The sequence below is a fragment of the Leptolyngbya sp. Heron Island J genome (assembly GCF_000482245.1).
Lineage (GTDB): Bacteria > Cyanobacteriota > Cyanobacteriia > Phormidesmidales > Phormidesmidaceae > Leptothoe.
The window spans coordinates 23,157-37,962 of record NZ_AWNH01000075.1 but is presented as its reverse complement, the minus strand read 5'-3'; the positions used below and the strand labels follow the sequence as shown (position 1 = coordinate 37,962).

Annotated in this window: 15 protein-coding genes; 5 read left to right on the top strand and 10 right to left on the bottom strand. The window is 49.0% G+C overall.

The annotated features are described in order from the left end of the window. Positions 1-89: 89 nt before the first annotated feature. On the bottom strand, positions 90-434 hold the full coding sequence (locus N836_RS60880; protein ID WP_023074645.1) for a DUF1830 domain-containing protein: 345 nt from the start codon (positions 432-434) through the stop codon (positions 90-92). 580 nt (positions 435-1,014) lie between these two features. Between N836_RS60880 and N836_RS60875 the strand changes: the two genes are divergently transcribed. The 3 genes from N836_RS60875 (at position 1,015) to N836_RS60865 (ending at position 5,285) form a co-directional block, all read left to right on the top strand. Then, complete coding sequence (locus N836_RS60875; RefSeq protein WP_023074644.1) at positions 1,015-2,607, top strand: photosystem II high light acclimation radical SAM protein; 1,593 nt, start codon at positions 1,015-1,017, stop codon at positions 2,605-2,607. A 123-nt stretch (positions 2,608-2,730) separates the two neighbouring features. Then, a complete protein-coding gene (locus tag N836_RS60870; protein ID WP_023074643.1) occupies positions 2,731-3,036 on the top strand; it encodes a hypothetical protein in 306 nt (101 codons plus the stop codon). Positions 3,037-3,437: 401 nt separating this feature from the next. Then, positions 3,438-5,285: a peptide ABC transporter substrate-binding protein gene (locus N836_RS60865; RefSeq protein WP_235071138.1), complete on the top strand. Its 1,848-nt coding sequence runs from the start codon at positions 3,438-3,440 to the stop codon at positions 5,283-5,285. A 47-nt stretch (positions 5,286-5,332) separates the two neighbouring features. Here the strand turns inward: N836_RS60865 and N836_RS60860 are convergent, their stop codons facing one another. Then, positions 5,333-5,641 (bottom strand): YkvA family protein, encoded by a 309-nt coding sequence (locus tag N836_RS60860; protein WP_023074640.1) that lies wholly within the window; start codon positions 5,639-5,641, stop codon positions 5,333-5,335. Positions 5,642-6,172: 531 nt separating this feature from the next. On the opposite strand from N836_RS60860, the gene N836_RS73650 reads away from it, so the two are divergent. Next, positions 6,173-6,913, top strand: coding sequence for a DVUA0089 family protein (locus tag N836_RS73650; protein WP_023074639.1), 741 nt, complete (start codon positions 6,173-6,175; stop codon positions 6,911-6,913). Positions 6,914-7,276: 363 nt separating this feature from the next. After that, positions 7,277-7,717 carry a hypothetical protein gene (locus N836_RS73645; protein WP_152532223.1) on the top strand — a complete coding sequence of 147 codons (441 nt, stop codon included), beginning with the start codon at positions 7,277-7,279 and terminating at the stop codon, positions 7,715-7,717. Between the two features lie 307 nt (positions 7,718-8,024). Here N836_RS73645 and N836_RS60850 read toward each other — a convergent pair whose 3' ends face one another. The 8 genes from N836_RS60850 to N836_RS60815 form a co-directional block, all read right to left on the bottom strand. Next, positions 8,025-8,897: a hypothetical protein gene (locus N836_RS60850; protein WP_023074637.1), complete on the bottom strand. Its 873-nt coding sequence runs from the start codon at positions 8,895-8,897 to the stop codon at positions 8,025-8,027. A 155-nt stretch (positions 8,898-9,052) separates the two neighbouring features. Then, positions 9,053-9,466: an ExbD/TolR family protein gene (locus N836_RS60845; protein WP_023074636.1), complete on the bottom strand. Its 414-nt coding sequence runs from the start codon at positions 9,464-9,466 to the stop codon at positions 9,053-9,055. Between the two features lie 3 nt (positions 9,467-9,469). Beyond that, entirely contained in the window at positions 9,470-9,901 is a 432-nt protein-coding gene (locus tag N836_RS60840) for an ExbD/TolR family protein (RefSeq protein WP_023074635.1), read from the bottom strand. Between the two features lie 64 nt (positions 9,902-9,965). Next, the gene (locus N836_RS60835) at positions 9,966-10,661 is read right to left on the bottom strand and encodes a MotA/TolQ/ExbB proton channel family protein (RefSeq protein ID WP_023074634.1); all 696 of its coding nucleotides are present in this window, start codon (positions 10,659-10,661) and stop codon (positions 9,966-9,968) included. A gap of 115 nt (positions 10,662-10,776) precedes the next feature. Next, positions 10,777-11,454, bottom strand: a complete 678-nt coding sequence (locus tag N836_RS60830) for a hypothetical protein (RefSeq protein WP_023074633.1) — start codon at positions 11,452-11,454, stop codon at positions 10,777-10,779. Between the two features lie 256 nt (positions 11,455-11,710). After that, entirely contained in the window at positions 11,711-12,097 is a 387-nt protein-coding gene (locus N836_RS60825; protein WP_327058723.1) for a MogA/MoaB family molybdenum cofactor biosynthesis protein, read from the bottom strand. A gap of 47 nt (positions 12,098-12,144) precedes the next feature. Then, on the bottom strand, positions 12,145-12,477 hold the full coding sequence (gene psb28 / locus N836_RS60820) for a photosystem II reaction center protein Psb28 (protein WP_023074631.1): 333 nt from the start codon (positions 12,475-12,477) through the stop codon (positions 12,145-12,147). 143 nt (positions 12,478-12,620) lie between these two features. Then, complete coding sequence (locus N836_RS60815) at positions 12,621-14,780, bottom strand: S-layer homology domain-containing protein (RefSeq protein WP_023074630.1); 2,160 nt, start codon at positions 14,778-14,780, stop codon at positions 12,621-12,623. Between the last annotated feature and the right edge of the window lie 26 nt (positions 14,781-14,806).

The following is a 14,806-nucleotide window of genomic DNA, read 5'->3' as shown; positions in this document are numbered from 1 at the left end:
CAGCCATCAACCCATTTTTTTGGCAGAGGGCTGCCTCTACTTCATTCAAATCTGTCACATAGCAAATATGCCGCTCATAAAATTAGCAACTAACCATGCACCGGCTGCATTTCGCTAAGGGATGATGACTCGCCACTAAACTCCAGATCAGAGTTAATTTCACCCACTGACTCCTCTATATGGTCAATTCTTAAACGAGAGCAAAGAATCGTATCCTCCAAAATAGAACTTGCCATCGAGCCAGAATGGATTTCTAATTGCCCTTCAATATTTGCTTCAAACATTAGCCGTTGCCCTGGAAAAACAACGCGCTCAAAGTACCAATTTGAAATATTTGTAACTCTAACTACCTGAATTTTACTAGAGCTATTCACATAGCAACAGAGGGCTGTACTTTTATCATCAAACGGTATGGGATCAAGTATTTGTGCCATGGGAGGAGAAAAGAGCGCATTGGTATACCAACAATACCTATAACATTAACATTTGCCGATCCCCAACAACTGTAAAAGCGACTACCAATGAGGTTTTCAGAATTCTTAACACACTCAGATAGCGTTGCCACACAAACGGATCACGCCTATTCCTTCAAAGAAATAAAAAATAAAATTCTTCTCAACTTAAAGTGCTTCAAATAACCAAAAAACAGTTCAAAGAATTAGAACGACTCTTTGAAGTAACTAAAGATTTTTTAGCTGTTTAATCTATGTAGTGAAATTTACTTAGTTACGTTTAAAGGATTAAGAACTATCAATAATGTTTGGATAAGATGACATCAATAGAGGTCAAGAAAATGACTGACGGATTTAGAAGTTAAATCCATTGCCATTTAACTTTTCAATCATTCTCCCCAGAAAATGCATGGTAGGCCGGTTCTCTGGGATCTCCTTAAGCTCATTGGTACACACTGACGATGAAATCTCAGATCAGCAATGTTATCGTAACGATATGTGAAAAAACTGAAAATTAATTTCATTTTTTTACACTACACAATACATAGCAACTAGTGCAGCAATGGCTAACCGAGTTCTATACGTTCGGCTTCCCTGTAACCCCATCTTTCCTATTGGGGTGGTGTACCTGGCGGATCACCTTCACAAAGTTTTTCCTGACATCGAGCAGCGCATCTTTGATTTAGGCACCATCCCTCCATTGGACTTCGGCTCAGCCCTAGATCGCTGTATTGACGAATTTCAACCAAACCTGCTGATCTTTTCCTGGCGCGACATCCAGATTTATGCACCCGTTGGCGGTCGAGGCGGCAATCCACTGCAAAATGCCTTCGAATTTAACTATGCTCGTAACCCTTTAGTTAAACTGCGCGGCGCTATGGGTGGGCTGCGTATGGTGTCTACCTATCTAAATGAGCTGTGGCAGAACACCGGTTTGATCAAGCGAGGCTTCAAGCGAGCCAAGCGCCATTGCTCTGATGTAAAGCTCGTCGTTGGCGGTGGCGCAGTTAGCGTTTTCTATGAGCAGGTGGCCTCTATGCTACCCAAGGGAACAGTCGTCTCTGTTGGGGAAGGCGAAGTCCTATTGGAAAAAATTGTTCGCCAGGAGTCGCTTGCCAACGAACGTTGTTACATAGTTGGTGAAACCGAACCTCGAGAGCGACTGATCCACGAATGGCCTGCCCCAGTTGAAAAAAGCGCCTGCGACTATGGCTACATAGAAAAAATTTGGCCTGCCTTCGAGTTCTATTTGCAGGAAAGTGACTTTTATCTTGGCGTCCAGACTAAGCGTGGCTGCCCTCACAACTGTTGCTACTGCGTCTACACCGTTGTCGAAGGCAAGCAGGTACGCATCAACCCAGCTGATGAAGTCGTTAAGGAGATGCGACAGCTCTACGACCGAGGCATTCGTAACTTCTGGTTTACCGATGCTCAATTTATTCCAGCCCGTCGCTTTATTGATGATGCGGTTGAGCTGCTGCAAAAAATCCTCGACTCCGGTATGAAGGATATTCACTGGGCTGCTTACATCCGGGCCGACAATCTTACCCCCGAGCTTTGCGAGCTGATGGTGAAGACCGGCATGAACTATTTTGAAATCGGTATCACCAGCGGTTCCCAAGAGTTAGTGCGGAAGATGCGCATGGGATATAACCTACGCACTGTCTTGCAAAACTGTCGCGACCTGAAAGCGGCCGGATTTAACGATCTAGTATCGGTTAATTATTCCTTTAACGTCATTGATGAACGCGACGAAACTGTTCGCCAAACCCTGGCCTATCATCGCGCTCTAGAATCGATTTTTGGTCGCGATAAGGTAGAGCCTGCCATCTTCTTTATTGGGTTACAGCCCCATACCCATTTAGAAACCTACGCCATCGAAAATAATATCCTTAAAAAGGACTATAACCCCCTAGCCATACACCTACCCTGGATTGCGAACAAACTGCTCTGGAATCCAGAGCCGTTGGGTTCTTTCTTTGGTGATGTGTGCCTACAGGCATTTCGGCAAAACCCCAATGATTTTGGCCGAGAAGTGATGGATATCTTAGAAGATCGCCTGGGACTGGCCCCCTTGGAAGAGGCTTTGACGGCTCCTGTGAAATCGGCAGCCTCCTCTACAGTCGCCAAAGAGGCAGAGCTACTGGTTCGATAGCATAGGGTTAAAGTGAGGGTTGGTGGATCTCGACTGTGATTCTCCACCTCTCCTCCTCAAAAGCTGCCAAAGTAAATTATTAAGCAAGTGTTAGGATCACTAGGCAGGAATTGACGGAGAACCATGGTAGATAAGCCTATTCTGAAGAAAGATCGTCCCCCCGAAGAAAGGGAACGTAAGCCTTCATTAGATAAAGGCAAAGGCAAAGGCAAAGGTAAAGGCAAGGGCAAAGGTCGCCGAGATAAGGGTGAGCGGGATAAGAAACCCCCAGTTAACCCGGCTCTGATGCGAGGTCCTAAGCCTACGCAGAAAGTTGAGCCCGAACCGGAACCGGACGTGATTGCAGAGGACGCTGCTGAAACTCCAGCTGATGAAGCTACTGAGACGGAAGCTCCGCCTGCTGACGCTGAGACCCCGGCAGCCGAGTAAGTTTAGCCTGATAAACCATCGAAGATTTTGGAAGGCCTGCTGGCAGACTGCCAGCAGGCCTTTTTAGAGCAAATATTCTGGCGCTTACTGCTGACAAGTTTTGCCAGACTGATTATTTTTCTCTGATTGCTAAAAATATGCCAAAAAAATCCCCAGCGGAATCCGCCGGGGAGGACATCAGGGTGCATCTACCAATTAGGTCTTCTAAGAAATGAACACTGGTCAGGAGAAAATCTAGAACGTTGGTAGTTTAACTTTCTGACCACCGATCGCCTCCAACTTGGGGACCGCAGAGGCTACTATCAGACAGACAAGAGCACAGCATATGAGTAAACATGTTTTTTTCTTGGTGCACATCCTTACTGCAACATCGTCCCAAACAAACAAGGATGGCCAGCCTCATGGCAGTGACAGTGGTCATTGCTGGCTGCCAGCAACCGATACAACCCTCATCGGTCACCGAGTCGCCCAATAGTGATGAGGCCGAAGAGGTGGTGGATGCGCCTGACGTGCTGACGTTGATTTATAGTCGGTCACCCGCTACTCTTAATCCTCATTTGGCCACGGGGTTTCAAGATTTTGAAGCGGCTCGTATTATCTATGAGCCCCTAGCCAGCTATGGTCCTGATGGAGAGCTGATACCGATTTTGGCAGATGAACTGCCATCTGTAGACAATGGTGATGTCAGCACGGATGGGTTATCAGTCACCTGGCGACTACAGGAAACCCTACGCTGGTCAGATGGTGAGCCTTTGACGGCTGCCGATGTCGTCTTTACCTACGAATTTATTATTAATCCCACAGTTGCTGCGGTTACCGCTCAGTATTATCAGGATATTGAGACCATGGAAGCCGTGGATGAGCACACGGTAAAAATTACTTTTAAACAACCCACGGCCAGCTGGCAAACGCCGTTTACCGGCCTGAACGGGTTAATTTTGCCAGAGCATTTATTCAAAGAGTTCAATAATCGACAAGCGCGGGAGGCCCCGGCTAATTTTCAACCGGTGGGCACTGGCCCCTATCGCTATTTAACAGAGGCTAATGGTCGCTTACTTTTTGCCCCCAATGAGCTTCATCGTCAACCTGTTAAAAACTTTAAGCGGATTGAAATTGTCGGAAACGTGCCTCCCTATGTAGCGGCCCGCGACGTGCTACGGGATGGGACCGCCGACTTTGCCCACAATATTCAGCTAGAGTCAGCGGCGTTGATAGATTTGGTCCAGACAGGTGAAACCGGCAGTCTGGTGCTGACATTTGGTAGCCAGGTCGAGCGGATTATGCTGAATTTTGCTGATCCAAATAAAGAAACTGAGGCTAAGGAACGGGCTAGCAAAGAGTTTCCCCATCCAGTTTTTAAAGATTTGAAAGTACGGCAGGCCATTGACTATGGCATTGACCGTCAAGCAATTGTTGAACAACTTTATGGCGATTTGGGGAAGCCCACGTCCCAACTCCTGGTGGCACCTGAGCTGTCTGCAGACGAGCCGATTCCATTTGAGCATGATGTAGAAACCGCTAAGAAGCTTTTGGATGAGGCGGGCTGGGTGGACAGTGATGGGGATGGGTATCGCGATCGCAACAACCAACGCCTGCAGCTGGTCTTCCAAACCTCCATTGGCACCATTCGCCAGGCCACCCAGGCCATGGTGCAAGAACAGCTAGGCGAAATCGGTATTGACGTACTGATCGAGCGAGTACGCGCCGAGGATTTCTTCTCCGCCGACCCAGACCAGACCAACAGTATCAACCACTTCTACGCCGACATACAAGAATACGCCATTGGCAATGACATCCCCGATCCCACCATCTATATGGGCTGGTGGACCTGCGACAATATTGCCGCCATGGCCAACAACTGGCAAAAACCCAACAATGCCCGCTATTGCAATCCAGAGTACGACAAACTGTGGGAGGCAGCCCGCAAAGAACGCGACTCCGATAAACGCAACGAACTATTCCGACAGATGGATCAAATCCTGGCCGATGATATCGCTGTTTTACCCATCGTCCATCGGGCCCTGTCTAACGCCGTCAGCTATCGCATTACCGGGTATACCTTTACACCGTGGGATGCGAGCACCTGGGATATTGCCAATTGGCAGCTAGTAGAACCAGTTGAAAACGAGGCAGAGACCACATCAGATGAAGTACCCGCAGACGCATCTCAACGTTCTGAACCCCAAAATAATCCTGAGCCGACTGAAGAGACAAATGGCTCAGATAACCAACCAGCAGCAGATGAGTAATGGCAGATAAAGTAGTGGCAGCATAGAGGCTGTGGGCAAGACCTACCCTAAGGAACCTCTTGAGCCTTTACATCCACGACCACGCCGTCATCATCATCATCTTGAACGGCTGCATCCGCGTCGGCTGCTGGCGCAGAACGATCAAAGCCCCCGAACAAAAGCTGGGAGACCTCGGCAACTAGCAAGGTAAGCAGAATACCATCGTCAATCCAACCCACCAGAGGCACCACATCGGGCGAAACATCGATGGGACTCAATAAATAGGTTAGCGTTCCAAAGATCACCAGCCAGCGGTATTTTGGATTTCGCAAGCCGTTACGATACAAGGCGTAAAACGATTTAACTAGTTGCTTCATAGAAATCTTTAGCGCATTATCTTATGATGCCATTTCCCTTAAAAAGACGAGCTCCAAAAGGCTAGCCCTCACGGGAAATTTTGCAGCTTTACTCAATGCTGACATGCCCTCAGTAGACAACGGCGGTGTCGCCAGCGACGGCACCGCCGTGACCTGGACGTTGCGCTCCGACGTGCTGTGGTCTACACGAACCTTCGCAATTTTTTCCCGGTAATATGCAGCAAAAATAGAGGAAGTTCATATCTAACAGAGATTAATTGAGTTCTTCTTAAAGTTGAGTATTAACAGTTGTTGATACTTCTGTGTCTACAATAGATTGGCACTATCAAGCAGAGAAATTATCCAGGGCACTGCTTGCGGACAGAGAGAACGACATGTGCCATTGAATTTTAAAGCATCACCGTTCTTAATCAGATTTCTACCATTACTGCAGTCAACGCTTTCGACCATTAGGCACTTCACAGGCCAATCTACCCTGCAGTGCAGCAGCATAGCCATTCCAAAGCCGCAATAATTCCTTGAGATAGTCCTATGAAACCATTGTCAACCCTACTGGGGGTGGTCACTGGTGCGATGGTGATCACACTGAACAGTACAGCTTTTGCTGCCGATTTTTCTTTGCGTGGCACGTTCGCTCAAGATGATGATGTGCACCTGTTTAACTTCAGAGTCGAGACAGCATCGACGGTTACACTCAGAACCTATTCCTACGCAGGTGGTACTCAAGCAGATGGCACAGTAATTGCAGCAGGAGGTTTTGATCCAATTCTGTCGCTATTTGACGGCACCGGAACTTTGATTACCTTCGGTGATGATGATGAAACAGATACGGTTGCTCAAGACCCCACTACCGGGCAAGCATACGACAGCTTAATAGAGGTGCTCTTAGGAGCTGGTACCTATACCCTGGCACTAACGCAGTATAACAACTTCAGCAACACCAATAATTTGGCAGACGGGTTTAGACAGGCAGGGAATGGTAATTTCACCAGTAATTTTTCACGATGCACCACTGACAGACCATTTTGCGATTTTACCGGTGACATTCGTAGCAATGAATGGGCTTTTGATGCCCTAGGCGTTCTACCGCTACGAGAAGACGACGATGATGATAAGCCACCAGTCGTCCAACCGCCGGAGCCGCCAATCGTCCAGCCGCCGGAGCCGCCAGTTCAGCCCGGTGATAATCCCGCTCAGGTACCTGAACCGATGACTACCGTAGCCTTTGCTTTAGTGGGTTTAGGCGCATTGCTACACCGTCGCAAAAAATAAAACACTGCTCAAACAAACCATAGCCGCCTTCAACCATTGGGTTGAAGGCGGCTATATGCTTTCAAGTTTCTAAGCGGTGACAGATAGCGTATGTTCTAACTGAGCATGGTTTTTGAACACAGACTTCTATGACCCGAGTACTACCACTGTTTATCGTTCATCAGACTCTAGCCACTGCCCATTTCGTTAAAGTCGAGGCAGCTATCTTTCTCTAAACTGCACCTATATATTTCTAGAGAAGGCCAGATTGTATATCAAGTTGATATGTTTTAACGTTTTCTGGGCATCTTGTGGCGAACAGCAGACGATTTGGGGATTTATGCCTCATCTCAGTCTAAAGCTAGCTATGGGATTGGGAGACCTATGGAAAATCTGGATTATATTCAAGTGTTCCAGGGTGAAGAAGACATTGCCGAAGGGGTGATTTTGCCATCGGGGCAGTTAGCCCTATGCTGGCATGGCAAAAGCCACAGCCATGGGGTATTTCCTAGCTTTACTAGGTTTCAAGAGATGCAGGCCCAGCGAACCGGACGCTGCATTAGGCAGATGGATGCACCTCTGACAGCTGATAATTGTTCTCGAACTTTTTATTTGCAGCGGAATGAAGATTGGAGTGGCATCAGCGGGACGGGCCTAGTCGCCGTAGGCTTTGAGTTTGAGCAGTTAACTATGCTCCACTGGTTAGATAGCCAGGGTTCTACATTTTGGTATGAGAGTGTGGCGATAGTAGAGCGAGTCCATGGTCATGAAGGACGGACGCTAATCACTCGATGCAACCTAGTGCCTAGTTTTGGATGCGTTTAGTGGGTTATTAGAACAATCTGACCCGTTCGTTGATTCACACAACTTCGGCTCTTATCCAATTTTTGGGATCGCGCACTCCTCGATTAAGCAACCAACTAAAGCGATTATCTACCTTTCAAAATGAGTCACTTAGCCAACAGATTTAAGCTTGCTCGCCCCAACATTTGTTGTTTCAGCATTTTTAATCGATTGTTTTAACCTCCAACACGCTATTTCAGATAGTTGATCGAGATATTCTAATAATGTTTCTTATTGTCAGTTAACTTGTCTGAGCCCTAGAGAATTAACCCAGTTGCTCGTCGAACACTTAGGGATTTCTGGAGCTTGATACTACTGAATTTCCCTCTTCTAAGTTTTGAGATTGTTCTTTAAAGCAACCTAAAGCTGCCGTGGCTAACACCAAGGCAAATCCGACAAAAGTCTGAGGTTCTGGCACACTAGCTGGCTCCGAAATGCCCCCAGCTATTTTTAATTGTGGCTCATCAGCTGATGCAACAAATGCCATATTTCGCCGTGATTGGCCAGAAAATCCTGCTGTAATGTCCGCAAAAAAAGGTCGTGCCAGATCAGTTGTATTGCCACTAACCTGAACTCTCACCTGCGTAAACTCAGGAGAGAATTGACCAACCAATTCAGTTCCAGGTGCTAGCGGAAATGGGAAACCGCCAATGTCAATACCACCGGGTAACGGAAAGGGTGCATTGATAAGATTTGGCTGATTAGCAAGATTACCAAACCCCGAATCCGTGAACACCCCCTGAAAGGTTAAACTGTCTAACCAGCTTATTTGCCAAAATTGCTGCAAGAAACTACCTCCTGTTAAGCCCGATGTTTCAGTTGCAGATATAATTGTTAAAGCACCATTGGCTAGGGCATCTTGTGGAGATAAAAAACCAATGGATAGATTAAAAGGATTGCTCTCTGAGGTAACCGTACCTGTGAATGGATCAAATACCTGCAATGGCTGTTCAAACGTCAAAACCGCACTTGTTTGAAATAACTGTGGCGGACTGGGATTCCCGAACACATCAGGAAATTGCATTGTCGTGTTATTGACACCAGTATAAATAAGCTGAGCAGATGCCGCCTTGGTGGGTAGTATAGCCAAGGTGCCTAGGACAGCTGTGGCCAACAGACTAAGACGAGCACAACACCCTTTAACCGACGTATTTTTTTTCATTTTATTATCTACAGACTTATTATTATCTACAGACTTACATCATTTTTTATGCACATGCAAAAGGTATCACGACTGAATTATTCAAAGTGAAATGCATAATACTGATCTCAGTTTTGTAGTACGTGCAGATGCAGTGCGGTTAATCATTAGTACAATTACTCTACTGCCAAAGAAACCCGCTTACCACCAATACTTCGCAAGTCTGCCAACAACTTTGCCACATCTGCATAGGGCAATGTGCGATCGGCCTTGAGCATGACAAACCCCTCTGGGTTTTCTGCAAAATAGCTTTGAATAATGGGAGCCAGTGCCGGAGTTGTTATCGCCTCGTCGTTGTAAACCGTCTGGCCATCTTCACGTAGGCCAACCACTAACGGCTCAGTCTTCTCAACGACCTCTTCATCCACCCCCGAGACTGCCTGGGGCAAACTCACACCAAAAATCTGTACACCGCTGAGTTCCATAGAGATAATGACAAAGAATGTAAGCACCGTCATCAAAACATCCATCATCGGTACCAGATTCACCTCAGGCACTCCAGAATTCTGATGGCGAGATCGTAATCCCATCTTCTACTCCTCCTCGCCATCCTCTAACGCCAGAGATACCCGATCGCCACCCACCGCACGCATATCTCCTAGAAACTGCATGACATTCTCATAGGGTAGCTCTTGATCTGGCACCAGGTATACAGTTTTATCAGGGTTATTCTTTAGGTAATTGTCAATTTCTAAAACCAGCTGTGTACTATCAATCGGCTGGCCGTTGAGAGAAGTCTCCTGATTCTCATCCATCTCCACGATAAAAATCTCATCGGCGGAGGGCAGCTGGTCGGGGGGAATATCTTCGGTTTGTTCTGGTGGTAGCTCTACCTCAATTAATTGCTCACTGCCCAAAGAGACCGCAATCACAACAAAAAATGCCAGTACACCCATCATCACAGTGAGCATTGGCACCAGATCGATCTTGGGGATCTTGCTTTCTTTGCGTTTAACGATGGGCATAGTTCTCTTCTATTGCAATGTCATTGTGGGGGCGTTGCATGCAACATCCCCACGACACATGGTGCTATTGATAGGTTGCTGATACTGAGGTTTCTTCAGGGGTATGGCCATTTTCTGAGGCTAACAGGGCGGGTTCATACCAATTTTGACGGTAGATTAGCTCTAGTTCATTCCCAGCTTCGGAGAAATAGTCGGCCTGTTGACTCTGGAGAGAGACTAGAATGCGCAATACCAACAGCGCTAAAATCGCGACGACCATGCCAGCGGCTGTAGTAATTAGGGCTTCACCAATACCGGCCGCAGCTTCACTGGCTCCTTCACCACCGCCGCCGCCGCCAATATTAAGACTATTGAAAGTGGCAATTAGACCGGTTACCGTACCCAATAGCCCCAGCAGTGGGGCAATAGCCACGATGGTTTCTAGCAGCTTTTCACCCTGGCGCATTTTGACAAATTCGCGATCGGCGGCGGTTTCCATGGCTAGACGAAAGGTTTCGGGGGAGGCGTTATTTAAGCGCAGGGGGGCAAACAAAAATCGGCCAATAGGGGTGTCGTGGTGCTGATTTGCGATCGCAGCCGCCTCATTCAAATCCCGTCGGGCAGCATCCAGGACATCACTGACAATTTTGCCCTCCCGACGTAGCAGGTCAGACCAAAAGCGCGTCCGTTCAAGCGCACATGAAATGGTCAGTACCGAAGCGCCAACAATGGGCACCATTACCGGGCCGCCCCTAGCTAGAAAGTCAAATACAGTTGCCATAGCCTATATCCTGGATTACGTTTGCCTGTCAGGTCTGTCCAAAAGCTTACTAATTGCCAACGAATCTTAAAATGTAGTTGAAAGCTGTAGGCGATCACCCAATGCAGTAATGAGTCTACTGACCATTACTGTCTTCCTCCTCAGCAGCCGCTCCATCGGACAGGGGAGTAGATACGGTCGTTGCAGCCTCCTCGGCAGCCGTCGCATCAGGCCTTGCTTCAGACGGGGGAGCAGATGAACCAACGGCGGCAGGTGCATTCTCGGTGACCGGGATGGCTCCAATTATTACTTCTTGCCATTCCAGATTGCTTTCGCCATTCACCTTGACCAGCACGGACTCAACTCGACCAGCGGCAATGGTACCATCCCCAACCACATCGCATTCAAATGAATCGCCTCGTTGGTTAATGCGGTATGTATCGCGGCAATTTACCACCAGACTCTTACCCACAGCTTCTCTGATCTCTGCCTGGATTTTTTCTTCGAGGGCGGCCAAATTAATCAGTACCTTAGAGCTGGGGACATCCCAGATTACGGTGCCTTGATCGTCTTGCTGAATCACATTGATGGTGAACTGTCCTCCTGCTGGCAGCTCACCAACACAGCGAAAGTAAGCCTCTGCTTGTTTGACCACACGATTTGGACAAATGACATCCTTTAATGTGAGCCGTCGCCCTTGACGTTCAATGTCATCTTGAATATCGGCCTCGATTCGAGACATATTTAAGTGCCGTGAACAGCTGCTAAGAAAAATTAGCCCCAGCAGTGCCCCCAACCGAACAATGGCGACCATTCTGCGATAACGAAAAAGTTGATCAAGACTCACTATAACGGGGAGGCCCAGGTGACAGGTAAAGGACCGATTAAGAGACTTCAGGGATAGGGTGGAAAACGCTGGGCATTGTAGGGGCGTTGCATGCAACGCCCCTACAATGCCATACCTAACCTTTCATCTGTCGTACCAGGTGCTGTAATTCAGGCAAGATGAGCGCGTCCATGGCTAGAGCGACGGCATTGCTGGACCCTGGTAGCAAAAACAGCAGGGTAGATTAATACACACCAGCTGTAGCTCTAGACGCTATCGCTCTAGCGCCAATTTCAGCATAGCTAAGCTGACGAAAAATTTCGCCAAAGCCGGGAATTTCTTTTTCTAGTAGCGTTGCGATCGCATCATAGGTAGTATCCCTCGGTGCGATCCCGGTGCCCCCATTGCAAATAATGACATCCACCGACGAGGTTAGCCGCTGCACTAAGCCAGCAATCTGATCTGGCTCATCTTTCACCAACCGATACACCTCTAATCGGTGCCCCGCTTCCCGCAATCGGGTCTTAATCAGCTGGCCACTCTTATCAGTGTCCACCGTTCGGGTATCACTGACGGTAAGCACACCGCAGACAGCTGGAACAAAATCGGGATCGGGATGGGGGAGAGCCATGGACAAACCTAGGGGCATTGCATGCAATGCCCCTACAGTAAACAAAACTAACTCTTAGTAAAGCCCAGGCCATGCTCCTCAGCATAGCGGTTCATAAAGCGCATAAACCGCTCCCATTCTTCGCGGCTTTTTAGCAGCAGTCGTGCTTCTAGACCCGCTGGAGCACCGTTGATAAATTTAGCATTCACTTCACGACTGGTCATCATACCTTCTTCATCGACCAAGTAGAGGCCGGTCACCTCAAAGCCTTCTTCCATAAGGGCTTTGGGCTCATCAAAGTAGAATGTGGCAGTGCCATCAGAACCATCTTTAGCACGAGTTAACCGCACGTCTGGAATAACTTCCTCAGCTACACCCCGAGCAAATTGGATTTCTGCCATTACACTGTCCTCTAACGTTATGATTATGGGCCGTTTGTTACAAAGCTTTAAGTTCCATCATCCCATCATATGAGTGTTATTTAAAACACTCTCAGAAAAATTTGTGGTGTCCTGGGTATGGGGCAAGGCGTTGATAACACACCTTATAGCGCTGCATTCATACGATAGGGCGAGGATACTGGCGGCATGCGTTTTTGTAGCACTAGCCCCTGGTAGACTATGGCGGCAACTTCTCCACAGGTGGCCACGCGGTTGGGGGTCAGCTGCTCTAACTCAGGATAGTTGAAGACCAGGCCAAGCTTGGTGGCGGTTGCGATCGCATCTACCGCATAGCGGGGTACCTGGGCCTGATCCTGATAGCGGGTGAGTAACCCAGTCGTAGTTTGAGCGTTCAAACCTAGACCACTGACCAACGCCAGCAGCACCTGAATTTTGAGAATCGATTGCTCTGGCGCAAAGGTGTAATCGGGAAAGCCTGACAAAAATTTAGCGCGATAGGCTGCATGGATAGCCTCGGCGGCCCAATGGGAAGCGGGCACATCGCGAAAGGCGACGGGATAACGCCGGGGTTGGGGAGCAAAGGCCGCTACCACTAAGCTGGCAAACTGCGCCCGCGTCATCGGTGCATCCGGCGCACTAGTAACGTCTAAAAGGTTTTGAGCTATCAGAGGCTGCCAAAAGTCATCGGCCCAGTGGCGGCTAGTCACCACTGTATTGCCCACAGCAGCGACGCTATTGCTCACAGCAGCCCTGGCTGGCTGCACGATGTAGGGAGATGCCAGGGGTTGCATCCGACCTAGATTGACCAAACATTGGTAGACCATTGCCGTAGTCTCCGCTCGGGTGATCGGCTGCATCGGTCTAAATTCAGCGACATCGGGATAGTTGACCACAATGCCACGGCGGGTGGCCATGGCCACTTCCTCTACTGCATAGGGAGGCACCTGGGCGCGATCTCTATAAACACCTAGCTCTGAGGTCATGCCTTCACCCAGGTCTAACCCATTGATCAGGGCCACAACCGCCTGAGCCCGAATCATGGGGTCATTGGGTCGAAACGTATTATCTGGAAATCCGGCAATAAAGCCCTCGGTCTGGGCTTGATAAATAACTGAACGAGCCCAAAAGTCCAACGCCACGTCTTTGAAGGGCTTCAAGCGACGTCCGTTACGATTGGTGGCTGGAAATGTAGCCATCACTAACGCGGCAAATTCTGCCCGCGTCACCAAACCATCGGGTCGAAAAGATCCATCAAAAAAGCCCTTCACCAATTCTGCGGCCGCCATAGCATCGACGAATGGTGCCGCCCAGTGACCTACCACATCGCGAAAACGACTGTCTAAATTGAGGGGAGGTGGCGTCGGACTGTCTGGGACTGGGGGAGCTGGTTGGGGCTGGACTCGGCCTAACAGCAGGGACGGCACGGCCACCGGATCAGGAATTTCGCTGGCTACATAGCGAATGGCTCCTTTCACTCGGTTGGGGTTGATGTGGTTGCCAGCACTGGTCAGCGCCTGTCGGCTCTCGTTATGGACATCCCACTGCCCATTATCGCGAAACTCATTACCGCCTAGATCCTGGCTTTGACCGACATCGGGCTGGGCGGTGTCCTGCACCCATAAGCCTGATGTTTGATTGCGACGGATACGATTTTGGCGCAGGACCGGTCGCGCTGAACGGGAGAGGACAACACCCGCCTTGTTGTTGCTGACTTCGTTGTCAATCAGCAAAGGGGCGGCCTGATCGCTAATGGCAATCCCGTAGCCGGTCTGCTCAAAGCGGTTATCACGCACTTCTCCTTTAGAGCTGCGCACCATAAATAAGCCACTGGCCTGATTCTCAGAAAACTGATTGGCTAAGAGCACTGGCAGCGCATCCCCAGTCACAAACACGCCGTCTCGCCCACAGCCTTGTAAGCGACAGCGGGTCAGCAGCGCTGAGCCCTGTTCTAGCCAAACACCTACTCCCTGGGACTGAGGGTTGGTCACAGTGACACTACGGAGCTGGGTACGGTCCTGAAGCTGCAGAGCCACTGACTGCGAGCCAAATTCTTCAGTTGCCAGTGAACCGCCACCGCGAATAACCACCGTACCGCCAATGCCAACGAGTGTGATGCCCGTCGCCACAACTAGGGGAAACGACTCCCGACTGCTGTAGGTACCTGCCTCCAGCTGGATCGTGGTACCGCTACTGGCTTGCCGCAGGGCTTGAGTCAAGGTGGCAAACGGTGACTGGCGAGTACCGTTACCTTGAGCACTCCCGGCAGGATTGACATATAAAACAGAGGCAGTAGCTTGCACCATGGCCACTAGACTGATGAGTTAACCCA